Source organism: Rhodococcus globerulus (genome assembly GCF_019334125.1).
Lineage (GTDB): Bacteria > Actinomycetota > Actinomycetes > Mycobacteriales > Mycobacteriaceae > Rhodococcus_F > Rhodococcus_F globerula.
Genome location: NZ_CP079698.1, coordinates 5,113,650 through 5,135,552, shown reverse-complemented (window position 1 = coordinate 5,135,552; position 21,903 = coordinate 5,113,650). Strand labels below are relative to the sequence as shown.

At 61.4% G+C, this 21,903-nt stretch carries 18 protein-coding genes and 2 pseudogenes; 10 read left to right on the top strand and 10 right to left on the bottom strand.

What is annotated here, in order from left to right:
- Positions 1 to 127 precede the first annotated feature (127 nt).
- Together KYT97_RS23415 and KYT97_RS23405 are read left to right on the top strand one after the other, a co-directional pair.
- A pseudogene (locus tag KYT97_RS23415) lies at positions 128 to 625 on the top strand (catalase); the annotation flags it as partial.
- Between the two features lie 156 nt (positions 626 to 781).
- Positions 782 to 1,303 (top strand): CinA family protein, encoded by a 522-nt coding sequence (locus KYT97_RS23405; protein ID WP_045068535.1) that lies wholly within the window; start codon positions 782 to 784, stop codon positions 1,301 to 1,303.
- Here the strand turns inward: KYT97_RS23405 and KYT97_RS23400 are convergent.
- A complete protein-coding gene (locus tag KYT97_RS23400) occupies positions 1,300 to 2,124 on the bottom strand; it encodes an HAD family hydrolase (protein ID WP_219110747.1) in 825 nt (274 codons plus the stop codon). The two genes, KYT97_RS23405 and KYT97_RS23400, sit on opposite strands and share 4 nt — an antisense overlap.
- 51 nt (positions 2,125 to 2,175) lie before the next feature.
- Here KYT97_RS23400 and KYT97_RS23395 point away from each other — a divergent pair, with 51 nt between their 5' ends.
- Positions 2,176 to 3,051, top strand: a complete 876-nt coding sequence (locus tag KYT97_RS23395; protein ID WP_219110746.1) for an aldo/keto reductase — start codon at positions 2,176 to 2,178, stop codon at positions 3,049 to 3,051.
- Here the strand turns inward: KYT97_RS23395 and KYT97_RS23390 are convergent.
- The gene (locus tag KYT97_RS23390; protein WP_219113098.1) at positions 3,029 to 3,607 is read right to left on the bottom strand and encodes a TetR/AcrR family transcriptional regulator; all 579 of its coding nucleotides are present in this window, start codon (positions 3,605 to 3,607) and stop codon (positions 3,029 to 3,031) included. The two genes, KYT97_RS23395 and KYT97_RS23390, sit on opposite strands and share 23 nt — an antisense overlap.
- 358 nt (positions 3,608 to 3,965) lie before the next feature.
- On the opposite strand from KYT97_RS23390, the gene KYT97_RS23385 reads away from it, so the two are divergent.
- The gene (locus tag KYT97_RS23385; protein ID WP_033232418.1) at positions 3,966 to 5,267 is read left to right on the top strand and encodes a TrpB-like pyridoxal phosphate-dependent enzyme; all 1,302 of its coding nucleotides are present in this window, start codon (positions 3,966 to 3,968) and stop codon (positions 5,265 to 5,267) included.
- A gap of 68 nt (positions 5,268 to 5,335) precedes the next feature.
- On the opposite strand, the gene KYT97_RS23380 is transcribed toward KYT97_RS23385, so the two are convergent.
- From KYT97_RS23380 to recC, 4 genes are all read right to left on the bottom strand, one after another.
- The gene (locus KYT97_RS23380; protein WP_045068530.1) at positions 5,336 to 6,640 is read right to left on the bottom strand and encodes a hypothetical protein; all 1,305 of its coding nucleotides are present in this window, start codon (positions 6,638 to 6,640) and stop codon (positions 5,336 to 5,338) included.
- Positions 6,641 to 6,765: 125 nt separating this feature from the next.
- Positions 6,766 to 8,631: an exodeoxyribonuclease V subunit alpha gene (gene recD / locus KYT97_RS23375; RefSeq protein WP_141486543.1), complete on the bottom strand. Its 1,866-nt coding sequence runs from the start codon at positions 8,629 to 8,631 to the stop codon at positions 6,766 to 6,768.
- Complete coding sequence (locus KYT97_RS23370) at positions 8,628 to 11,936, bottom strand: UvrD-helicase domain-containing protein (protein WP_219110745.1); 3,309 nt, start codon at positions 11,934 to 11,936, stop codon at positions 8,628 to 8,630. The genes recD and KYT97_RS23370 overlap by 4 nt, the downstream gene beginning before the upstream one ends.
- A gap of 2 nt (positions 11,937 to 11,938) precedes the next feature.
- On the bottom strand, positions 11,939 to 15,217 hold the full coding sequence (recC, locus tag KYT97_RS23365; protein ID WP_219110744.1) for an exodeoxyribonuclease V subunit gamma: 3,279 nt from the start codon (positions 15,215 to 15,217) through the stop codon (positions 11,939 to 11,941).
- Between the two features lie 122 nt (positions 15,218 to 15,339).
- On the opposite strand from recC, the gene KYT97_RS23360 reads away from it, so the two are divergent.
- The 4 genes from KYT97_RS23360 to KYT97_RS23345 all read left to right on the top strand — a co-directional run bounded on the left by KYT97_RS23360 (position 15,340) and on the right by KYT97_RS23345 (position 18,955).
- Positions 15,340 to 16,173, top strand: coding sequence for an ABC transporter ATP-binding protein (locus KYT97_RS23360; RefSeq protein ID WP_080711649.1), 834 nt, complete (start codon positions 15,340 to 15,342; stop codon positions 16,171 to 16,173).
- Complete coding sequence (locus tag KYT97_RS23355; protein WP_033232426.1) at positions 16,170 to 17,000, top strand: ABC transporter permease; 831 nt, start codon at positions 16,170 to 16,172, stop codon at positions 16,998 to 17,000. Before KYT97_RS23360 ends, KYT97_RS23355 begins: the two co-directional genes overlap by 4 nt.
- Positions 16,997 to 17,794 carry an ABC transporter permease gene (locus tag KYT97_RS23350; RefSeq protein ID WP_219110743.1) on the top strand — a complete coding sequence of 266 codons (798 nt, stop codon included), beginning with the start codon at positions 16,997 to 16,999 and terminating at the stop codon, positions 17,792 to 17,794. Before KYT97_RS23355 ends, KYT97_RS23350 begins: the two co-directional genes overlap by 4 nt.
- A 78-nt stretch (positions 17,795 to 17,872) precedes the next feature.
- Positions 17,873 to 18,955 (top strand): ABC transporter substrate-binding protein, encoded by a 1,083-nt coding sequence (locus tag KYT97_RS23345; RefSeq protein ID WP_033232660.1) that lies wholly within the window; start codon positions 17,873 to 17,875, stop codon positions 18,953 to 18,955.
- 2 nt (positions 18,956 to 18,957) lie between these two features.
- On the opposite strand, the gene KYT97_RS23340 is transcribed toward KYT97_RS23345, so the two are convergent.
- The 3 genes from KYT97_RS23340 to KYT97_RS23330 are packed head-to-tail and all read right to left on the bottom strand — an operon-like array spanning position 18,958 to position 20,034.
- Positions 18,958 to 19,200: a hypothetical protein gene (locus KYT97_RS23340; protein WP_245005907.1), complete on the bottom strand. Its 243-nt coding sequence runs from the start codon at positions 19,198 to 19,200 to the stop codon at positions 18,958 to 18,960.
- A gap of 15 nt (positions 19,201 to 19,215) precedes the next feature.
- On the bottom strand, positions 19,216 to 19,719 hold the full coding sequence (locus tag KYT97_RS23335; protein ID WP_219110742.1) for a TspO/MBR family protein: 504 nt from the start codon (positions 19,717 to 19,719) through the stop codon (positions 19,216 to 19,218).
- Between the two features lie 45 nt (positions 19,720 to 19,764).
- On the bottom strand, positions 19,765 to 20,034 hold the full coding sequence (locus KYT97_RS23330) for a DUF4235 domain-containing protein (protein WP_092806826.1): 270 nt from the start codon (positions 20,032 to 20,034) through the stop codon (positions 19,765 to 19,767).
- Positions 20,035 to 20,166: 132 nt separating this feature from the next.
- Here KYT97_RS23330 and KYT97_RS23325 point away from each other — a divergent pair.
- Positions 20,167 to 20,298 (top strand): annotated as a pseudogene (locus KYT97_RS23325) (glutathione-dependent formaldehyde dehydrogenase); the annotation flags it as partial.
- 24 nt (positions 20,299 to 20,322) lie between these two features.
- Here KYT97_RS23325 and KYT97_RS23320 read toward each other — a convergent pair.
- The gene (locus KYT97_RS23320; RefSeq protein ID WP_092806178.1) at positions 20,323 to 20,949 is read right to left on the bottom strand and encodes a hypothetical protein; all 627 of its coding nucleotides are present in this window, start codon (positions 20,947 to 20,949) and stop codon (positions 20,323 to 20,325) included.
- Positions 20,950 to 21,222: 273 nt separating this feature from the next.
- Between KYT97_RS23320 and KYT97_RS23315 the strand changes: the two genes are divergently transcribed.
- Entirely contained in the window at positions 21,223 to 21,747 is a 525-nt protein-coding gene (locus tag KYT97_RS23315; protein ID WP_092806176.1) for a hypothetical protein, read from the top strand.
- Positions 21,748 to 21,903: the final 156 nt, after the last annotated feature.

The window sequence follows — 21,903 nt, the reverse complement described above, 5'->3', positions numbered from 1 at the left end:
TACCGATGGTCGAATAACAACACGACCGGTTCTCAGCAGCACCATGTTTGTCGAATCATCTGTTGGGTAGGGCTCTGTCAGAGGAATTCTCTTCGCACGATGTGTGACGAACAGAAGGGGCTGTCCGATGCCTTCATCACCGTACATCCCAGGCGCACCTGCTCCCAGGGCGCCGGACCTCCGAGAGCCCGTCCAACCACGCCCGCCGCTGCCTCCCAAAGAATATCAGAGACAGCCCGAAGTACGTACTGTCGCAGGAGCCGAGCCCGCGACGGACAGCCACGGCCGGGCACAACAAGGCGAATTTCTCACGACTGCGATCGGAACTCACCTCTACAAGACCGAGAAGATCACTCACTTCGATCACGAGCACATTGCCGAGCGGGTTATGCATACGGGTGGCGCTGCCGCACACGGCAACTTCGTCGCGAACGGATCCGCCGAAAGTATCTGCAAGGCAGCACTTTTTGCCAAAGGAACACAAACCCCCACATTCGTTCGCTTCTCGACGGTACTGGGCTCACGCGGCTCAGCCGATACAGTGCGCGACACTCGCGGGTTCGCGACCAAGTTCTACACCGAGGAAGGTGTATTCGACTTGGTAGGTAACAACATTCCCGTATTCTTGCACTGGGGCTGCCGGAATCGACGACTCGGCATTCGGGGGTGGTAGTTGCCCCGACCCCGGAGGAAGCAGTCACCGCCGTAACAGAACTGCTGAAAACGCACCGGGTATGGGAACGTTTTCACACTTCTTCTGCGAACTGAAAGGACAATAGAGGTGAGCACCGATCCGCAACCCGAACTCCCCATTGAACGCGGCCTCGACGACGTATGTGAGCAATTGGCAACCGCAGCAACAAGACGCGGTTTGACTGTCGCAACAGCAGAATCGCTGACCTCCGGAAATATCGCTGCGCACCTGGGAAAGGCGCCCGATGCCGGGTCTTGGTTCAGTGGTGGGATTGTCGCGTACAGTCCGGCGGTCAAGCATTCCGTGCTCCACGTTCCGGACGGCCCCGTCGTCTGTGAAGACGCGGTGCGAGTCATGGCCCACAGCACTGCAACCCTGATGGGTGCCACGCTGGCTCTGGCCGTCACCGGGGAGGCAGGCCCAGAACCCCAGGAGGACCAAGATCCTGGAACAGTGTGGTTCGGGGTTGTCGATCATGGTGTCGCCGAGACTGAGAAACAGGTATTCAGCGGCGAGCCGGAGGACATTCTCGCCGCGACAGTCGAGCATGCGATCAAACTGTTAGCGCAGCATGCCGCCGGCGGCGATCACACCAGACTGGCGAGTTAGCCGTGGTTCGAAGACGCCAATTCCTCCAGGTAGCTCGCCACCCCGTCCTCGTCGTTGCTCGCCAGCACTCGGTCTGCAAGTTCGAGAATTTCCGGTAGCGCGTTCGACGGCGCCAAGGCGGTACCTGCCCACATCAACATCGGCAGGTCGTTGACGGCGTCACCTGCGGCCGCGACCTCCGACGGGTCAATGCCTTCAGCGGCGCACAACTGTGCGAGTGCACTGGCTTTGGACACCCCGGATGCCGCCATTTCCATGTACGGGGCACCGGAATGAGTGAGTTCGACGCCGGTAATTCCGGCTGCCGCGGCGGTTCGGTAGAGATCGGAACTCGACACGTCCGGATGCCGGGCGACAATCTTCACCATCGGTTCGATCTCCAGCGGCAACGTATCGGCAAGAACCATCTCGTGGACGTGCCTGTGGTGATCCGTGAAGTCGCACAGCGCAGCGTATTCGGGTTCCGCAAAGAACTGTGTCGGCCCGACATTCGCGAACACGACGCCGGGAAGGAGTGTGCGGATTTGTTCCATTGCCGTTGCCGCCAAGGATGTTTCGATCGAGACAGTATCGACGATCTTCGGTGTACCGTCGGCAAGATCAAGAATCACAGCACCGTTGGCGCACACGGCCTTGCCCCGGAACCCGCATGAGCTCGCCAATGTATGCACCGAATGCCGAGCCCGAGCCGTCGCCCACACCACTTCGATTCCCGCCAGGCGTGCGCTCTCCATCGCCTGCGCCGTCCGCTCCGAAATCGTTCGATCGGAGCGCAGCAGGGTGCCGTCGAGGTCGGTGGCAAACATTCGGATTCGGGTCACGTGAATACATGATGCCAGGCAATCCGTCTGCAGCCTCGCTAGCCTGAATACATGAGCATCCCCGACATCAGCCTGAATTCCGGAACCACGATCCCGCAACTCGGCCTCGGAGTCTGGCAGGCCACCAACGACGAAACCGAACACGCCGTGCGCTTTGCACTCGACGACGCCGGCTACCGCCACATCGACACCGCTGCCGCCTACGGCAACGAAGAGGGAGTAGGACGCGGCATCGCGGCATCATCCGTTGCCCGTGAGGACGTTTTCCTGACCACAAAGCTGTGGAACTCCGATCAGGGCTACGAACCGGCGTTGGCAGCGTTCGATACCAGCATCAAAAAATTGGGCGTGGACTACGTCGACCTGTACCTCGTCCATTGGCCGCTCCAGGACAAGGAACGACTGCTCCGCACCTGGGACGCCATGGAGAAGATCGCTGAATCAGGCCGCGCGAAAGCCGTCGGCGTCTGTAATTTCGAACCCCACCACCTGCAACTTCTTGTCGATCGAGGTGGGCTGCTTCCCGCTGTGGATCAGGTGGAATTGCATCCCCATCTCCCCCAGCACGCCATTCGTGAGAAGGCTGCCGAGCACGCAATTGCGGTCGAATCGTGGAGCCCACTCGGCGGAACCAGCAACGCGGGATGGGGTCCGGCGTCGAAGCCGAACACACTTTTGACGGACCCGATCATCACCCGAATCGGTGATCGGCACAGCAAGTCGGCCGCGCAGGTACTGATCCGCTGGCATCTGCAGAACGGCCTCATCGTCATTCCGAAGTCCGTGCACGATGCCCGCATCGCGGAGAACATCGACGTCTTCGACTTCGAACTCACCGAACTCGACCTCAGCGAAATCGCCACGCTCGACGACGGCACTCGCGTCGGCGCCCATCCCGACGAACTTAATATCGGTGCGCCACAGTAATTTTCGAGAGATCCTGCAGAGTTGACATCACTCGTTCGAGGGGTTCGATGCTGCGCGTCGTCTGACACAGCGCAACGGCCCCCTCGATCGAGGCGATGGTCAGATTTGCCATCGATCGCGCCTGATCCGGCGGTGAGCCTGCCTCGCCAAGCGCGGTCTCGACAAGTGTCTGCCAACCCGCCAGAACCTCGGCAGCGGCCTGCGCAACTTCGGGTTCGCTCGCCCGGGCGAGCCCACCGGCGATGATCGGACAGCCGATCGCAAAATCGGAGTTCGCGAGGTTGCGACGCCAGATATCGCCGACGGCATCGATGATGTCGGCCGGCGATCCGGTAGCCGACGCCGCACTGATCCGACGCGTGATGACGGCGCCTGCAGCTTGCACGGCCTCGACCATCAGCTGAGTTTTGCCGCCAGGAAAGTGGTGGTAGATGGACCCGCGCGGGGCGCTGCTGTGTTTGATCACGTCGTTGAACGAGGTCGCGTCGACGCCGTTGCGGCTGATCAACTCGACGGCGCTGCGGATCATCCGCTCACGCGAGCTCAGGTCTGCCATCGCAACTGCGCCTCCGTTCATCTCGTTGCTGTCTCGGGTTCATGGTACGTGCCGGAGCTAGCACCCTTTCTGCACAGTGAGCACGGTTTCCTGCCTGCTGAAGTCCATGCTCACTCGAGACAAACCGTGCTCACTCGATCCTCGCCCAGTCCACAGACCGAGACGGTTCAGCAACCATGCGGGCACTCGATGTACCATCGGCTCGTGACCTTCCCCGCCCCGCACAGCTGGTGGCCTGACCGCTGACGGTCAGCCGCAACTGTGTGCTGCCCAGACGAGATCGGGTGGTCCGCAACGCTCCAGCATTGGATCACCCGATACCGCGAACCAGGTACCGAAATCCATGAAGGAGAGTTAGTTGACCACCACCCCACTCAACCGTTCGCTCGAACCATTGGGCGTTTCCATCCCGTCGAAGGTTCCGACGCACTGGTACAACCTGGCGGCCGACCTCCCCGAACCCGTTCCCCCGCACCTGCACCCGGGCACCCGCGAGCCACTCGGTCCTGAGGACCTGGCACCGCTGTTTCCGATGAATCTCATCGCGCAGGAAGTGTCGACGGAGCGGTACATCGAGATCCCCGAGACCGTCCGCGAGATCTACGGCATGTGGAGGCCCTCCCCGCTCTTCCGCGCACACCGCCTCGAGCGAGCACTGGGAACGCCTGCCCGCATCTACTACAAGTACGAAGGCGTAAGCCCCGTCGGTTCGCACAAGCCGAATACCGCTGTGGCTCAGGCGTACTACAACGCCATCGAGGGAACCACCAAGCTCACCACCGAAACCGGTGCCGGCCAGTGGGGCGCGTCGCTGTCCTTCGCCGGCGCACTGCTCGGACTCGACGTCGAGGTGTGGCAGGTCCGTTCGTCCTTCGACTCCAAGCCGTACCGCCGCATCCAGATGGAGGCCTACGGCGGAATCTGCCACCCGTCGCCGTCGGATCTGACGGAAGCCGGTCGCGCACTGCTGAAATCGCACCCTGACACCACGGGCTCCCTAGGCATGGCGATCAGCGAAGCAGTCGAGGTTGCCGCGCAGGATCCGAACACGCACTACTCACTCGGTAGCGTCCTGAACCACGTCATGCTGCACCAGACCGTCATCGGCCAGGAAGCCATGGTTCAGCTCGAAGAAGCCGGCGACGCCATCCCTGACACCGTATTCGGTTGCGCCGGCGGCGGTTCCAACCTCGCCGGCCTGACCTTCCCGTTCCTGGGACGGAATCTGCGTGAGGGCACCAAGACTCGTCTGGTTGCCTGCGAGCCGTCGGCCTGCCCGTCCCTCACCGAGGGCGAGTACCGCTACGACTTCGGCGACGTTGCCGGCCTGACCCCACTGCTCAAGATGCACACGCTCGGCAAGGACTTCGTTCCCCCGGCCATCCACGCCGGCGGACTGCGCTACCACGGTATGTCGCCGATGGTCTCCCATGCTGTCAACTTGGGACTGATGGATGCCATCGCCATCGATCAGGACGATGCACTGAACGCCGGTCTGATCTTCGCCCGCGCCGAGGGCATCATCCCGGCTCCGGAATCCACCCACGCAGTTGCGGGTGCGATCGCTCACGCGCGTTCCGTCACCGAACCTGAGGTGATCGTGATCGGCCTGTCCGGCAACGGTCAGCTGGATCTGCCCGCGTACTCGCCGTACGTCTGAGGCCCTGCGGGTCCTGTGCGCCTTTCTGGTAGTGCCGACTACCAAAAAGGCGCACGGGGCCGAAGGCCCTAATGCACCCGAGCCGGCCGCGCAATCACCTCTAGCGCAACCAACGCGAGCACTGTCACAAGCACCGTCACCGCTACGACAACTCCCGACGGGTAGCGCCAGAAGACAAGTACAGCCACGGCGATGACAACGACCAAAACACGAAGCGCCACAATGTATTTTGCGCATATCGTCTCGATGGCACGTGGTTCACGATCCGTACTCGGTGATCTGACAGAGTCGACTGCCTTGCTGAATCCGCGGCGCACGGCAAGCGCCGACGACGATCCACCCGTCAGATAGCCGACGATCGCAATCACAACGCCGAGAACGAAGACGGCACGCAGGCTGGTCTTGAGCGGCAGGAGAAGGGTGTCGACGATAACCCCGGCTGACGCGGGCGACAACACGTCGGCAGGAATGTCGTCCAGGTACACCGCGCGCCCGATGCTGAGTGCGACCGCGAGGAGCGCCATCGCCACGGCAACGGTGATTCCGACCAGCGACAAAGTCCGCAGACGCGATCCCTTGGGTGCGCACCAGATTGCCCCGGCTGCGAGGATGATGATCACCCACGGAAGAACCGAGGACGCTTTGTCCAGCGCAGACACAAGACGCTGAGCCTTGACCAACTTCGGGGATTCGAAGATCACGAAGGACTTGTCGACATCGGGAATCTTGTCGGCAAAAGCAAACCCACGATCGACGAGTGCGCTGCGCGCCTTCTCGATCAGCGGGGCCAGCGAGATGCTGACCTCACCCTTGTCACTGATATCGACCGCAGCTCGCGTGTCGCCGGTCAATACCGCCGTCAAGGATTGGTGGGCTTCACGATTCGCCTCGACCCACAGATTCTCGAATGCGTCCGAGGACACCACGGAGCCGACTGTCTGGTGGATGAACGATTTTGCCTGATCAGCAATGACCGGCGCGAGACCGACCACTACCTGTGGCACCCGCTCCGCATTCTCGGTCAGCGTTGCCAACGCGTCCGCTGTCACTTTCTCGATGTCGAGCTGTGAATCGATCTCATCCGTGATCCGGTTGGTGATCTCACCTTGGATGACAGGATTCGACCCCAGCGGCGCAACAGTCTGCACGTAGCGTTCGGAATCGAGCAATTCGCTGCGTGCATAACGCGCGAGAACACCGGCGAACGACAGCACAAGAATCAAAATGAGCAAGATCCAGACGCCGATCCACCGAAGCCCCGAATGCTCAGCCCGTTGCCGCTCAGTCGGCTTGGTAGCCGCAAATTGGGCGCGTAACTTCTCGAGTTCGGCGCGTTCCGACTTACTGAGGGGTTCAGCATCAGCAGAGTCCATCTAGTGTCTCGTATCTCTCGATGAAGCATCGACAGCGGAGCATGCACAGAAGTACATACCCAGATACAAACGCACTCAATCTCACCTGAAGGTCGAGGGCTTCCAGAGGAACTTATGCAGCCATTTCAACCGTCGTAGGGACGGATGGCACGACGCAAGCCGCTGGCCCGGAGCACTTGGCGTTCGACGCCGGCGCGCACGGACTCCTCTGTTCCGATCACGCGAACATGAGTTCGCGCGCGAGTAATCGCGGTGTACAACAACTCCCGAGTGAGCAGCGACGACGCCTCGGCCGGCAACATGACGGAGACGGTGTCGTATTGACTGCCCTGGCTTCGGTGGATGGTCATCGCATAGACCGTCTGCACGGACGACAATGAGCTCGGGTGCAACTGGAAATTGTTGTCGCCGCGCTGGAAGGCTGCCATGAGCACTCCGCCCTCGCCCTCGACAATCACTCCGGTATCTCCGTTGTAGATGCCGACCTCGTAGTCGTTGGCTGTGACCAACAGCGGCTGGCCGGGATACCACTGTTCAGGATTCAGGAACTCCCCTGCCGCAGCCCCCACCCAGTCCATGGCCTGTTTTGCCCACCGACTGACGCCGTACGGGCCGTCGCGGTGTGCGCACAGAAGCCGATGCGATTCCATCGCTTTCAGCGCTCTCATCGCGTCACCCTGCTTCGCGAATCCAGTCGCGGACTCAGCGCTCGTGACGATATCGGAACGCAGCGCGTCGAGGTCTTCGGGCGCGTGAAACGACACGGCGGAATCACCGCTACGAAGAAGGCCGATAACCTCCTCTGCCTTGCCCTCCCGAACCGCGCTTGCCAACTGCGCAATGATTCCGCCGAATCGTCGGCCACGGGAAAGTTGAACTATGCCGCCGCGGAGACGTTCACGATCGTGCGCGGTGAGTGATTCGGCAGTACCTCCAGGTTCCAAGTCCGCACCGACAATGTCGGCCAGCGCCTTGTTTCCCTCCGCATTCGACGGTCGTGCAACAAGATCCGCGAGGACCGCGCCGGCATCCACCGACGTCAACTGATCCGGATCTCCGACCAACAGCAGTCGCGCGTCAGGACGCACGGCCTCGAGTAATCGAGCCATCAACGTCAACGACACCATCGACGTCTCGTCCACCACGATCACATCGAACGGCAGGCGGTTGGACGCGTTGTACTTGAACCTGCTGGCGCTGCCCCGTTGCCAGCCCAACAAACGGTGCAGCGTCATCGCCGTGAGGTCTGCCGGAAGTTTCAACTGCTCCGCCTGCTCGCGCACCGACTCCTGCAATCGCGCAGCCGCTTTGCCGGTGGGCGCAGCCAGACCGATTCGTAACTCGCTGCCGTGCTCTTCGAGAAGCAGCGCAAGAATACGTGCCACCGTGTGAGTTTTGCCGGTACCCGGGCCACCCGCGATAACCGTCGTCCAGTGTGTAAGCGACAGGGCTGCCGCAATGCGCTGACGGTCAGGGCCACTGGTATGGCCTGAATCCCCCTGAAAAGTTGTCTGCAATCGGGTGCGCGACTGTTCGGTGTCGACTGTCGGATGCGTCTCGGCTCGCTCGTCGAGCACCCGCCGAATTGTCTGCTCCTGCAAAAAGTACCGATCCAGGTACAGCAACTCTCCGTCGTCGCTATCCACCAGTCGCAGCGGTCGCAACGGCCCGGCAGTTCCGCCGATCACCAAGGGGCTCAACCGCAACGCGCTGATCACCGCTTCAGGTTCCGGCCAGGGTAACGCGGCAAGTTCGGCTTCGGTGGCCCCGTCGACGCTGACATCCTGCATGCGTCGTAGATCAAGGCAAACCGATCCCGAGCGCACCGCCCGAACCGCCAACGCGGCCACCAACATCACGCCTGGCGACGGTTCCCCGCCCAGCGTGCACAATCTGACAGCAACGTGGACGTCGGCGGCCAGAAGGACCCCGGCCTCGTTGAACGTGCGCACGATCCCACGTGCTCGCTGGGCCAACTGCGCTTCGGTCATGAGAACTCCAGTACGTCAGGCGAAGATCGACCCGCGAGCAGATCCGACAACTCGACGATGAGCGCGGCCGGTGGTTTCCACTCGAAGACACCGCATTCCGGCGGACTTTCCGGTCCGAGCATCCCCCGGACAAACTGATACTGCGCTCCGCCCAGATGCCGCCCCGGATCGTAATCCGCAAGTCGCCACCGCAGATAGCGATGCAATGCAACCGAGTACAACAGAGCCTGAAGCGGGTAATGCGAGCGAATCATCTCAGCTGCCATCAGGTCCCGGGTGTAATGCGCAGCCGTGAGATCACCGCGCCCCAACCTGTTGGTCTTGTAGTCGACGATCACGAACGACGGCCCCGGAATGCGCAGTACTGCATCGATACTGCCGGTCAGGAATCCCCGCATCGGTATGGCGTCGACCCGCCCAAGGTGATCGGCATAACCCGCCAGAATGTCGTCGTGCGGCAGATGCTTTCGGAGAAGTTCGGCCACCTGACGCAGCGTGACCATCAATGACACCGGATCGTCACCACCGGCCAGCGGCAATTCGAAGTCCAACTCCGGCAGTCGATCCGAAGGATCGATTGTCGCCAGCGTTCCGAAGCCCAGTGGCGTGTGCATGACTGCAAAGAGCGCGTTCGCCAGCGCCACTGGGTCCAGGTCCGCAGCCCGCGCAGAAACCGCCTGTGCACATCGCATCTCGAGTTCGCTGCGTAAGTCCACAGCGGAGGTATCGACAACTTCGAGAATTTCGTGAACCAACGTGCCGAACGCGGCGCCCGCGGGAAGTCCGTTCATCGGCGACGGCAATGCCTCCAGCGGTGAGGCTTCCACGGGTCCGACGTCCACGAAGTCCGCCGGTTCGTCGTCCTTCCCCGGATCCTCGACCTCACTGCCGGTGGTGGGCGCATGATGAGCGCCCGCCGTCAACGCCGAATACGACGTCCGGCGCCACAGCGTATCCAGGTCACGATCGAAGCGGGCTGCCTCCAACTCGTAGGTCTCCGAGACGGATTCGGACCAACGATCGACCGACGGTGGGTGCGGCCCGACCGACTCGACGGAAATCACGTTCGAGTGGTCCGCCGGCCACGATTCCAATCGCGTGGCAATGGCGCCGTCATCAAGTACTTTCACCACTCGGGCGGGCTCCACGATTCCGGGTGTACGCCCGAGTAGCAACCTGTGCAACGCAGACCGCGACGTACCGTATGCCGGTGCCCACCAAAGAACAAGCTGACACTGCGCCCGGGTGAGCGCCACGTACAGCAGACGCAACTCTTCGCCCGCTCCCTCCGTTTCAGCAGTCAGCTTCCGAGTGTTGTAACCCGGCCCTTCAGCCCCACCGACGTCGAGAATCCGGCGTCCGTCGCCGTCGTGGAGCATCTGGGTCGCAGCGGCGAATCCGCCGACGCTGTCCCAACCGAAGGGCACGTACACAATCGGGAACTCGAGGCCCTTGCTGGCGTGAACCGTGGCGATCTGCACTGCCGCTGCGTCGCTGTCCAGACGTCTGCTGCGATCACTCACGCTTCCCGACGCCGGGTCCTTGATCCGATCCCCCAACCACCGTACGAGGGCGCTCAGGCCGAACGATTCTTCGGCCGCGACTCGGCCCAGCAATTGCGCCACGTGACGCAGATCGGTGAAATCACGTTCGCCGGACGGCGACGACAGGATTCTTCGCTCCAAACCTGTTTCACCCGATATTCTTTCGAACACCGCCGCAAACCCGATTCGCTGGAACAGCTCGGCAAACACTCGCAACTGCCCGGACACGGCAGCCACGACGGCGTCGCCATCGGAATCCATCGCCTCGGGCGTATGGCCCAGAATCGGCGACAGCGCAGCCAGCCGCACCCGATCTGCACGGTGAGGCTGCTCGACGGCCTGCAACAGCCACAGCCAGTGTTTTGCGCTCGCCGTCGCGAAGACGCTGGAGCCGCCGGTCAATACAGACGGAACACCGACGAGTTCCAACGTGCCACGAATCATCTCGGCTTGCTTGTGATTACGCACCAGGACTGCAATGTCGCCGGGTACAACCGGCCGGCTCACACCACCGAGACTCAGCTCGGAACCACTCGAGAGCACGCGCACGACGTCGGCGGCCAGGTCGTCGGCAATGCGGCTCCGCAATCTGCCGACCGCGGGAAATTGCGACCGATTGAGCGGACCTGCGCCGGTGCGCGGCAGATAACGCAAACGCATCGGCGACTGTCCAGGAAGCCGAGAAACCTTGTGCGACGCCGCAACCGGATGAGCGACGATGCTGTCGTTGCCCAGCGCGGCACCGCCGTACAGATGCTCGAGCGCAGCCAGCAGACCCGGATCACTGCGCCAATTGGTAGTGAGTTCCTGATGCGAATCGGCCTGCTGTACGGCGTCGAGGTAGCTCAGCACCTCGGCTCCACGGAACGCGTAGATAGCCTGCTTGGGGTCACCGACAAGAACCAGCGTGGTGTGCCCGTGAAATGCGAGGCGCAAGATATCCCACTGCAGCGGGTCGGTGTCCTGGAATTCGTCGATCAGGACCACACGAAACTTCTCGCGCACGCGGCGACAGGCTTCCCGTCCGTAGTCGGGGTCGGCGAGCACCCCGTGCAGCAACGTCAGGAGGTCATTGAAGTCGCGAATCCCCCTGGCACGTTTGCGTCGTTCGACCTCATCCCGCGCTGCCGCCGCGAACAACACCCGCTGCCCCGGGATGGTGTCCTCGTCGGCATCGGGTTCGAGTACAGCTTGCCCGTCTGCGACCGCACTCCGCGCGATCGCCAGTGCGTCCTTCACAGAAAACGGTGGGGACGTATCCAGCGCGCTGTAGCGGACGAGGTAGAGATCGGACACAACCTCGTCGATCAGATCGTCGACCGACTCGACAAACGTCGCATCCGGTTCGCGCTCACCCGCGATACCCAGACCGTCGAGCATCCGCTGGCAGAAGCTGTGCGTTGTGGTCATGGTGCCGGAATCGAACTCCGCGAGTGCCTGCAGAAGTCGGCGGCGGCGACGTGCCACCTCTTCGTCGCCGGCAGATGCCAGATGACGAACCAACACGTCTTCCGAGTGACGAGCACCGTCCGGGTCTGCCAGCGCAGCCGATACACCAGCGAACCGCTCACGCGTCCGCTCCCGAAGCTCCTGTGTTGCAGCCCTACTGAACGTCACCAGCAATACCTGCGAAATATCCGCCACACCTTCGGCGACACACCGAGTTGCCAAACCCACAATGGCGTAGGTCTTACCCGTGCCCGCGCTTGCTTCCAATACCGTTGTGCCGGAAGGAAGGGGGCCAAGCAGGTCGAAGTCCATGACTACTCCGCACTTTCGTTGAGCAACAAGGGCAACCACAACCGGTTGGCAAGGACGCCGAACCGGGTTGGCTCCTCGGCCCAGACACCTTCGTCCTCGAGTGGCGCCGTAGCGGCGAGGTCGGCAAAGGAACTGGATTCACCGAAGACGTAGACATTGCTGGGATCGTCACCGTCGCTGAATTGCCGCCCCCATGTGGCCTCGGCACTGCTCATGGCATTGTCGATCGACTGTCCGGCAAAGCGCCTTTTCGCGTATTCGGCGGTGGTATTGACCCACATCGGAATCGGACCGCGCAAGCCCCGATCGAGCAGATCGACCAACTGAAGAAGGATATCGAGCGGGTTCTCGGGAGCGGACAGAACGGAACGTGTTGCCGCGCGCTGGTTTCCACCGCGCCCCACCGTGATCGCGTTGACCTGCCCGTGATCGCCGGCAGCGGCAAGCGCCAGCAAATTGACCCACGCGCTCACCCGATGTTTGGGCGCCAACGACGAGTACTGCGCCCGCACAATCGAATTTCCGTACAGTCCCGTCACTGTTCCGCTCAGCCGTCTACCTCCACCAAGATCGACGGCAACATCGACGGAAGCGGCATCTCCGGCCATGTGTGGCAGTGCGAGTGACGCCAACTGATCCACTACCCACTCGATGTTTCCCAGCACGGCGCTGCCCAGTTTGTACGGCGGCAACGTGCCTCGCCGCCATTCGGCAGCCCGGAAGTCCGCCGAACTGCGTCCGGTCAAGCGAGAGAGGAGCATTCGATCTCCCAGCTCCCAGGTCGCAAGCCCGTCGAGTTCCGCGTCGAGTGAATCGGCGATGTCGTCGCCGAGTTCCGGTACCCGCACACCGAGTCGCTGGCGCAGGAATCCGCGGGCCGGGTGGGTGAGGAACGATGACAGGTCCGCGAGGTTGACGTCGCGTGGCGGTATCGACGGCAGTGACGCCGAGCGGATCGACGGCGGCGGGATCGGCGTTCCGGTGATGGCACTGGCACCTGCCAACGCTGCGGCGTCGAAGCTGAACGGACTTTCCACCTCGAAATTCCGTTTGTCGAATGACTGCAACGGGTGCCGGGTCACAACCTGGTCCAGGCCGTTCGGCCTCACCGCCAACTTCAGGACATCGAGCAACCCGCTGAGCGGAATAGCCGGTGGGCGGGATGCACCGGTGACGGGATCTGCACCGGTGTACAGCAGCAGTAGATGTTCACCGGCCGACATCACCGCGTCGAGCAGCAGTTGCCTGTCTTCGCTACGCAGATCCCGCTCCCCGACAACAGGATCGCGAGCCAGGATGTCGTCTCCGTCGACGCCGCCGGAACGCGGAAACACCTCGTCGTCGAGTCCGAGCAGTACAACAACCCGGTGCGGTACAGACCGCATCGGCACCATGGTGCACACGGTTAATTCACCAGTACGGAAATTGGCCCGAGTCGGCCGCCCCGCCAGACTCTTCGAAAGAAGTGCACGGATGTCGGAGAGTTGAAGTGTGGTGTCCGAACCGAACTCGACCGCACTCGCAAGAATGCGCTGGGCCGACGCGCTCTGCCAGGCATCGTCCGGTGCCGCATCGGTGAGAAGGTCCAACGCTCTGAGCAACACCCGAAGCCACTCCGACGGCGAATGGGGGCCCGCGAGATCACGCAACGAAACCGCCAGTCTGTCGATGTACTCGGCAAAGCGCCCGCTGAGGTCGATGTCTGTGCTTTCGACGTCGTCAAGGGGCAATGCAAGGTCCAGCCACGCATTTTCCGACTCGTCTGCACTGGCTCCCAACAGAATACGGTCGACGGCGGTGTTGAACGTGTTCTGCTTGAAACCGGCCAGACCGAACGTTGCCCGCTGCCTGATGTCGATGCCCCATCGCGCCCCGGCCGCTCCGGTCCACTCTCGCAGACGCTCCAATTCGTCGTCGGAGAACGAGAATCGGGTACGTACCGGCATGCTGGTGGCAAGATCGAGAACCTGGCTGGCCGTGGCGCGGCCGTCTGCCAGTTCGAGCAGAGTGCCCAGCACAGCCAGCATCGGATTTGTCTGACGCAGACCACGATCCGCAAGGCGGACGCGAAGGCGGTGACCGGGGTGTCCGTGAACACCCTGCCCGAACGCGCCACGCACCAGCGGCGCATATGTTTCGACATCCGGGCACATCACCAGGACATCACGGGGTTCGAGCGTCGGATCGTCTTCGAACAACCGCAACAGGCACTCTCGCAGGACCTCGACCTGACGAGCCGCGCCATGGCACGCGTGAACCTGTACGCTCCCATCGGGTTTCACTCCACCCGAAGGGGCACGATCGGACACGATGTCCGCCTGTATTGCCGCCAGAAGGGTCGGTGCGCCTGATGTGGCAGGCAGATATTCCGAAGTGAGATCGATGCTTGCCAGACTTGATTGCATTTCACGAACATCACGGGCAAGACTGGACAACAGTGGGTTCGGCGAGATCAACGCAGAGTTGTCGTCCGAACGGCGAGTGGCGACCGCCCCCGACGACAACTGGGAGCTCATCTCGTCCCACAGCGCGGGGCTTGGATGCGGCAGCCAGATGTGCACGTCACGATGGGTCGCCAAGGCCTCGAGAATCATTCGTTGATCAACTGGAAGTCGGGTGGGACCGAACACCGAAATACGTTCCGGTAGAGAAATAACAGTAGCGTCATCACTCAGCCTGCTGCACACCGACATGAGTCGCTCGGCCGGACCTGCCACGTCGATTCGATCCGCGACAACCGTCCACAACTTGGCTTGCCATTCGAAGTCCTCGGCAAGCGGTAACCCGTGGCCGTCGGTGAACCGACCGGCCGCCCACTCGATCAGCATCTGGGGACGCTGCGCCGCGTAACTGGAGAACAGATCGGTGACATGCGACGCCGACGCAAAGCGTCGCCCCACCCCGAGCCCACGGAGATGCTTGGCAAGCACGCCGCACCATGGTTCGGAAATGGAATCATCGATGGCACCCAGAACTGTCCACACCAAGCGCGTCGGCGCCCACGGATCATTGTCCGCGCCGACACCACTCACCGTAGCGAGGACGTCGTCGACCAGTCGAACCGGAGAGGGAAAACTGATGTTCGCGGAGATGCCGTCCTGCGAGGATTCCGTCGCAGTGCCCAATCGTGAGGAAAGCTGCTGATTGAGCCAGCGTTCCACCCCTTTTGCCGGCACAGCGACTATCTCCCGGGCAAACGGATCCGACAACGGCGAGCGGAGAAGAGTGGACAGAGCGCAGACCAATGTGTCGGCCCGCTCGGCACGATACAACTTCAGCAACCCTCGCCCCTTTCGATCCCGCGATGTCCTGAACTCGGATGCGTCCATCTCACCACGCGAGTGCGACACGAACTCGCACCCGCGGCCGCAAGCCCCTCACACAGCAGTGACGAGCAGGCAACATGCCTGCAATCGAACCTTCGTACTGTGCGGAAATGACCAGTCCCATCACCACACCTCGTCCTCTCGGAACAGGTCTCGACATATCGGGCCTCGGTAAGACCTTCACGATGGGACGGCGGTCGGTGACCGCATTGACCGACGTCTCATTGCAGACGAGCGAGGGAACTTTTCTGTCCCTGCTCGGGCCGTCCGGCTGCGGTAAGTCCACTGTCCTGCGCATCCTCGCCGGACTCGACACTCCGAGCGCGGGAACTGCGCTGGTCAACGGGCAAACGCCCGCCGAACTGACAAAACGCCGGGAACTCGGAATCGCCTTCCAGGATTCTGCTCTCCTCCCGTGGCGGACCGTGACTTCCAACATCAAGCTGCCACTCCAGGTCGCCGGAATCGATCCGGACCCGGAGTTGATAGCCGATCTGATCGCTCTTGTCGGCCTCGAAGGATTCGAGAAGGCAAAACCCGCTCAGCTCTCGGGCGGTATGCGTCAACGCGTCTCGATCGCTCGCTCGCTTGTCGTCAAGCCGAGTGTCCTCCTCCTCGACGAGCCATTCGGTGCGCTCGACGACATGACCCGCCAACGTCTCAACATGGAACTACTTCGAATCTGGACCGAGAAACCGGCGACAACGTTGATGGTGACTCACGGCATCTCGGAGGCGGTGTTCCTCTCGGATGTTGTTGCCGTCATGAGTCCTCGGCCCGGACGTGTCCTCGAAGTTGTTCCCATCGATCTCCCTCGTCCGCGCACCCCCGAGATGATGCGTACGCCCGAATTCCACGCGATCCACGACTACCTGTCGGGTCTCCTGTTCGGAAAAGCAGGCGTTGCATGACAATTACCGACATCGAAAATGTTGCCACCGCAGCTGCAGAACCCATTCCGACGAGGCGGCGGGGCTTCACGCGTCCCACCTGGCTCGGCGGCGCCATCGGAATCTGTGGGCTGATAGCAATCTGGTGGATTCTCGCGGCTGCCGGCGTTGCGGGCGGCACGATCCCCACACCGTGGGTTGTGATCTCGACGATGTTCGACGACGGTTGGGCGCTCTACGGCCCCAATTTCACTGTCACCGCTTACGGCGCCTTACAAGGCTTCCTGTGGGGAAACTTGCTGGCGATCATCCTGGCAGTCTTGGTTGTTCTCATCCCGCCGATCGAGAGTCTCGCCACTCAACTTGCGATCCTCAGCTACTGCACACCACTGCTCGCCCTCGGCCCGATCATCCTGGTGGTCTTCGGTGGACGGACCCCGACGATCTTCCTGGCGGCGATGTACTGCTTCTTCACAACCATGGTCGGAACTCTCGCCGGCCTACGATCCGCCGACAAAGCGAGCCTCGACCTGGTCGCCGCATACGGCGGTGGGCGCTGGCAGAAGTTCACCAAAGTACAACTGGTGAGCGCACTTCCGAGCACATTTGCCGCTCTCAAGATTGCCGCGCCGTCGGCTGTCCTCGGCGCCATCCTCGGTGAGTACCTCGGCGGTGTCGACAGCGGAATCGGAGTTGCCTTGACGGCCGCGCAATCGTCGTACAACGTCCCTCGGACGTGGGGAATGGCTATCGCCGCAGCTCTGCTCGCCGGCCTGGGATACGCCCTCGTTGCCGCGGTCGCAAAGATCGTGACACCGTGGACGTCGGCTCCGGGAGCACAGAAATGACCGCGGTACGAGGAACATTCAGATTCCTCGCTCCGATCGCCGTTGCGTCCGCACTGCTGCTCGTCATCTGGGTCGTCTTTCTCAACGCCTTTCCCCAAGTCGGACCGCGCGTGGGAAAAACACCGGCCGATGTGTGGGAATACCTGTTCTCCGGACCGAAATCCGCTGACGCGAGGGCCGGAATCCTCGACGATCTGCTCATCACCCTGCGCGATGCGGGTGTCGGATTTGCCGTCGGAATGACGGCCGCGATTGTCGTAGCCTCGATCTTTGTCGTATCCCGCACCGTAGAACAGACATTCATGCCGGTAGCGATGCTGCTGCGGTCCGTGCCGCTCGTCGCGATGACCCCGATCATCGTGTTGATCTTCGGACGCGGAATCGTCGGCGTCACAGTAATGGTCGCCATCGTCGTATTCTTCCCCGCACTGGTCATGATAATGGTCGGATTGCGGGCAGCGCCAACGCAAGCTCAGGACCTCATTGCCGCATACGGCGGGAGTCGTTGGACTGCACTGCGAATGGTGTCGGTTCCCTCGGCACTTCCCGCAGTGTTCGCCGCCGCGCGCGTCTCCGTGCCCGGAGCACTGATCGGAGCGCTGATCGGCGAGTGGCTCGGTAGCGGGCAAGGCCTGGGATCGAGCATGATCAAGGCGATTCCGCGCTACCAGTACAACGAGTTGTGGGCGTCCATCGTGGTGATCACGGTCGTGTCGATCATCCTTTACGCCATTGTCGGAATCTTCGAGAACCTCGCTCTGTCCCATTTCGGTCCTTCGGCAGGCAAAGCGTGAGAACTGTTAACACAACCTCAACAAATAGTGTCCGCCAAGCAAACTCGACGAAATCGACTGCCCCTAGTGTTCCGATTCATGACGCCTTTCAAGCCCGTCCGCCAGGTGGACCGCCGAGCTTTCTTCCGTTACTCCGCACTGACCGGCATCGCTGTGGCAGGCAGCGCGTCATTGCTCGCCTGCAGTAGTGATTCCACAGCCTCGAGCGGTGGCACCTCCGACGACGGATCCGAATTCGGAACTGTTGCAGTGCAATTGTCCTGGATCAAGAACATCGAATTTGCCGGTGAATACTTCGCCCTCGACAAGGGCTACTACAAGGACGCCGGATTCGGGAACGTCGAACTTGTTGCGGGCGGCGCCGCCGGCACCGGTGTCGAAGCCGGATTGGACACCGGCAAGGTGTGGATCGGCATGTCAGCTCCGCAGCTCACCGCTCCCGCTGTTCTCGACGGACTCGAGGCGAAGATCGTCGGCGCAACCTTCCAGAAGAATCCGTTTGCGATAGTCAGTTCCGCTGCAGCACCGATTAATTCGCCGCAGGATATGATCGGCAAGAAGATCGGTGTCCAGGATTCCAACCAGCTGGTCTTCGGCGCTCTCCTGGCCGCGAACGGGCTCACCGAAAGTCAGATGACCATAGTGCCCGCTCAATTCGACCCCAGCCCACTGGCCAACGGCGAGGTAGACGGTTGGGTCTCCTACGTCACCAACGAGCCGATCACCCTGGCGGCAAAAGGTTTTCCCAACGCCCACTTCTTGTTCGCGGACTACAATCTGCCACTCGTAGCCGAATCGTTCACCGTCCTACAATCGACCATCGACAACGAGCGAGACAAGCTCAAAGCCTTCCTGAAGGCCGAAATTCAGGGCTGGCGCGACGCTGTCGCCGATCCCGCAGAATCCGCCCGCCTCGCAGTCGAGGTGTACGGCAAGGACCAGAACCTCGAACTCGAGGAACAGACCAAGGAAGCGACCGCACAGAACGATCTTGTGGTCTCGGCCGACACCAAGGCAAACGGATTATTCACGATGACCCCGGCATTGATCGAACAGAACATCGCGGCATTGGCCAAAGCCGGACTGGAGATCTCAGCAGATCAACTGTTTGACCTGTCGATCCTCGAGGAGGTGTACGCCGAGAACCCGGATCTCATCTGACGCTACTGACCGATGTTGCCGACCGCCTCGACGTCGAAACGGATTATCGCATCGGGGCGGTCGGGCCAGATCGAAGACCAGACCACCAACTCCGGTTCAACCGCCTCGATAATCCTCGGCTCAATCTCGTTGTCCCGCAAATCGAGCCAGTGCCGAACCGGCTCCCGATGCGGATCGATCAGAGCTTCGAACAAGAACCGCGCGGGTGGCGGCTGACTCCGGCGTCGACTCGCAACTTTGTGCATCTCGCAATCCTACTTTTAGCGATTGTTTCTCCAGATTGCAGCAGAGAGGACTGTGGCGAACGAGCACCACAGCGGATACGGAACCAGTGCAAGGCCTGCAGAGCGGTCGACGCGCCCAACTCGCATCGCCAGGTCAGAACTACTGACGGCTAGGGCTGCCGCGATGACGGGTGCAGCAGCGAGTCGATGTGAGCGAAAGAAGACCCAACTCCAGCCTGCATTGACGGCGAGGTTAGCCAGCAGCGACAGTGCCAACCTTCGTTCATCGGCACGGTCTCCCTCCTCTTGGAGTCGATCAAGTGCGATGGCGGAACTGACAGCAATATCGGCATACAAGGCGGTCCACACGACCGGAAAAACAACGGCCGGCGGTTGAAATGCCGGCTTGCGCAAGTTCCTGAACCACGATGTTTTTTCGGGGCTACGGCCGGCCGCAGACCCGACGAGAGCCGTGACGGTGGTAAACGCTCCGGTCCTCGCCAAATTCTTCGGAAGCCGGTTCAGTAGCTGTTCGCTCATCAATCTATCCCTACCGTCGTCGGTGTGGTCGCGGTGAAGCCGAAGTCAGACCGGATTCTCATGTGCGAGTGCGCGGTAGCCTTTTGCACCCATGCGATCCACTGCCGCTTTGACCACTGCAAAAATTGCTCCCTGCAGTGCTGCGGAAATGAGAACCTCCTTGCTTGACCTGGTCAGATCGTGCGGGTCAGGCGCTTCGCCCTCGTGCGCGACACGCTTCCAAACTTGTTGAAACACAGCACCGGCGGCGATTCCGCCGAGAACACTCGTTGCGAGCGAAAGTGGTTTGTACATAGCTTTCGACGCTGCACTCACGATGTGAACTCCTTGTTGTTCGAAGTCTGCCCCAGTGAAAACAACCTTGGCTCTCAGCTCGGATCCGTCCCATTCACCGTAACCCCGACTGATTGTGTTTGCATCCATGCAGTTTCGGGCACGCGAATGAGTGGCAGCAATTCGCTGAGCGGGCTCCATGGCGGGATGATCGATCCACTTCCACTGATGACTATGTTCGACAAGCAGATTCAGCTTCGCCTGGGACAGGCAAACGGCAAGAAATGGGTGGACGGCATCATGCCTTCATGATGCCGTCGAAGTTCGCCGTCACGGGGCTGCCGTATCTGCAACGTGCGTATCTGCGAGTCGCTGCGCGCGTCGCACGTCTCGATGACTTCGCAGGGAAAGACGCCCGACAGCGACCGCGCCGAAAAACAGGATCACCGCACCGAGGCCTTCGAAGAACGCCAACTGTTGCAAAGCCTGGATCCCGGGCCGGGTTGCTGTCGGGCTTCCAGGGTCTCCCATGTGCAGCACGGGCGCCAGCACCGGTCCGACGATGAACCATGCGCCGCCGACAACACCGAGCCACGCGCCGAAGCCGGCGACGGCGCGGTTGGCGCTGAACAAGAGCAGGATCCCGCCAACCACGGTCACTGCACCCGGCAACACTTCGAGCCAACCCCGGGCGGAAGTCCAGGTCCACGCCTCATCCGGCGTAAAAGAAAACGAGAAGTACGGACCCACAAACGGTATCAACGCTCCCCAGAGTCCAAGCAGAATCAGGGCCAGGCCACTGACAGCACCACGGGTGCGAGGCACCCACATCCGACCAGGCGTTGTTTCTCGAACCGGCACCGCCGCGCGATCAGAGGCTGCGTAATCATTTGCCGGGGCTGCATCGCCTGCAGACGATTCATGCCTCTCGTGCCGAGATGCATTCTGACGAAACATGATTCCACTCCTTGTCGTGCGCGAACCAGGGGCCGCTCGATCAAGTCCCGACAAGTCGCGCGCGACTGTAGTATCGACGGATACACACGGCTAGTTGCTCTACCGCGATCACCACTCTCGGAATACCCTGAAGCCACTGTCGGCAAACGAAGAATCAGCAAGCACAATCCCACATATGCCGTGCTCCACGCATAAATCGGCGCCACCGCGTTCAGCTGATCGCGAGCATCTCGCGAAGGAAAACACTGCACACAGCATCAAGGAAGGGCGAACATGTTCGGAAATCGATCTCGATCATCCGAGGAACACATCGCCACGGCCTACCTGGTCACACACCTCTGTGGTGCAACGTTGGGTCTACAGCTCGCGAGATCGCTCGTCGACTCCTACGGATCGTGGGCGGAGGGACGGCTGGATTCGCTGCCGAACGAATTGGAGTACGAAATCGGACAGTTATTGCAACTGATCGAAGACACTCAGGAAATTTCGCTACCTCGCTATCCGGTGATCGATGCGGGATTGAATCGGCTGAGAAAACTGGTTCACATCGATGCACTGTGGCAGCGTCGTCTCGTGAAACTAGCTGCCCTGGAAGTCATGCGAACCGCGCTCTGCGGAAAAAGTGCGATGTGGGAAGTTCTGCGTGATATCCCGGCCGGCGAGACCGAGGACCAGCATCGCGAACTCAATGCACTGGTATCCAAGCAGATTTCCACGGTGACGGATCTGCACCACCGTGCCGCAACTGATGCGTTCAATCGTCCCGACTCGGAAAAGTCCCACACCGAGCACGGGTAACACCACGGACATCACCTCGGAGGCAACGTTCCGGACGAGGAACGGGTTTACCGAAACAGAACTTCACGTACCAACTGCGTTGTCCGCGTAATACGCCTGACTGTTTACAACCACAGTCCCTAATATCCGACAATTCAAGCATTGCCGGGGGACACT

Excerpts from the sequence above, each read along its gene's own strand:
- KYT97_RS23345 (WP_033232660.1), top strand. The coding sequence starts at position 17,873 with ATGACGCCTTTCAAGCCCGTCCGCCAGGTGGACCGCCGAGCTTTCTTC.
- KYT97_RS23315 (WP_092806176.1), top strand. The coding sequence starts at position 21,223 with ATGTTCGGAAATCGATCTCGATCATCCGAGGAACACATCGCCACGGCC.
- recD (WP_141486543.1), bottom strand. The coding sequence starts at position 8,631 with ATGACCGAAGCGCAGTTGGCCCAGCGAGCACGTGGGATCGTGCGCACG.
- KYT97_RS23355 (WP_033232426.1), top strand. The coding sequence starts at position 16,170 with ATGACAATTACCGACATCGAAAATGTTGCCACCGCAGCTGCAGAACCC.
- KYT97_RS23320 (WP_092806178.1), bottom strand. The coding sequence starts at position 20,949 with ATGTTTCGTCAGAATGCATCTCGGCACGAGAGGCATGAATCGTCTGCA.
- KYT97_RS23370 (WP_219110745.1), bottom strand. The coding sequence starts at position 11,936 with ATGGACTTCGACCTGCTTGGCCCCCTTCCTTCCGGCACAACGGTATTG.
- KYT97_RS23350 (WP_219110743.1), top strand. The coding sequence starts at position 16,997 with ATGACCGCGGTACGAGGAACATTCAGATTCCTCGCTCCGATCGCCGTT.
- KYT97_RS23390 (WP_219113098.1), bottom strand. The coding sequence starts at position 3,607 with ATGGCAGACCTGAGCTCGCGTGAGCGGATGATCCGCAGCGCCGTCGAG.
- KYT97_RS23335 (WP_219110742.1), bottom strand. The coding sequence starts at position 19,719 with ATGAGCGAACAGCTACTGAACCGGCTTCCGAAGAATTTGGCGAGGACC.
- KYT97_RS23395 (WP_219110746.1), top strand. The coding sequence starts at position 2,176 with ATGAGCATCCCCGACATCAGCCTGAATTCCGGAACCACGATCCCGCAA.
- KYT97_RS23360 (WP_080711649.1), top strand. The coding sequence starts at position 15,340 with ATGCCTGCAATCGAACCTTCGTACTGTGCGGAAATGACCAGTCCCATC.
- KYT97_RS23380 (WP_045068530.1), bottom strand. The coding sequence starts at position 6,640 with ATGGACTCTGCTGATGCTGAACCCCTCAGTAAGTCGGAACGCGCCGAA.
- KYT97_RS23340 (WP_245005907.1), bottom strand. The coding sequence starts at position 19,200 with ATGCACAAAGTTGCGAGTCGACGCCGGAGTCAGCCGCCACCCGCGCGG.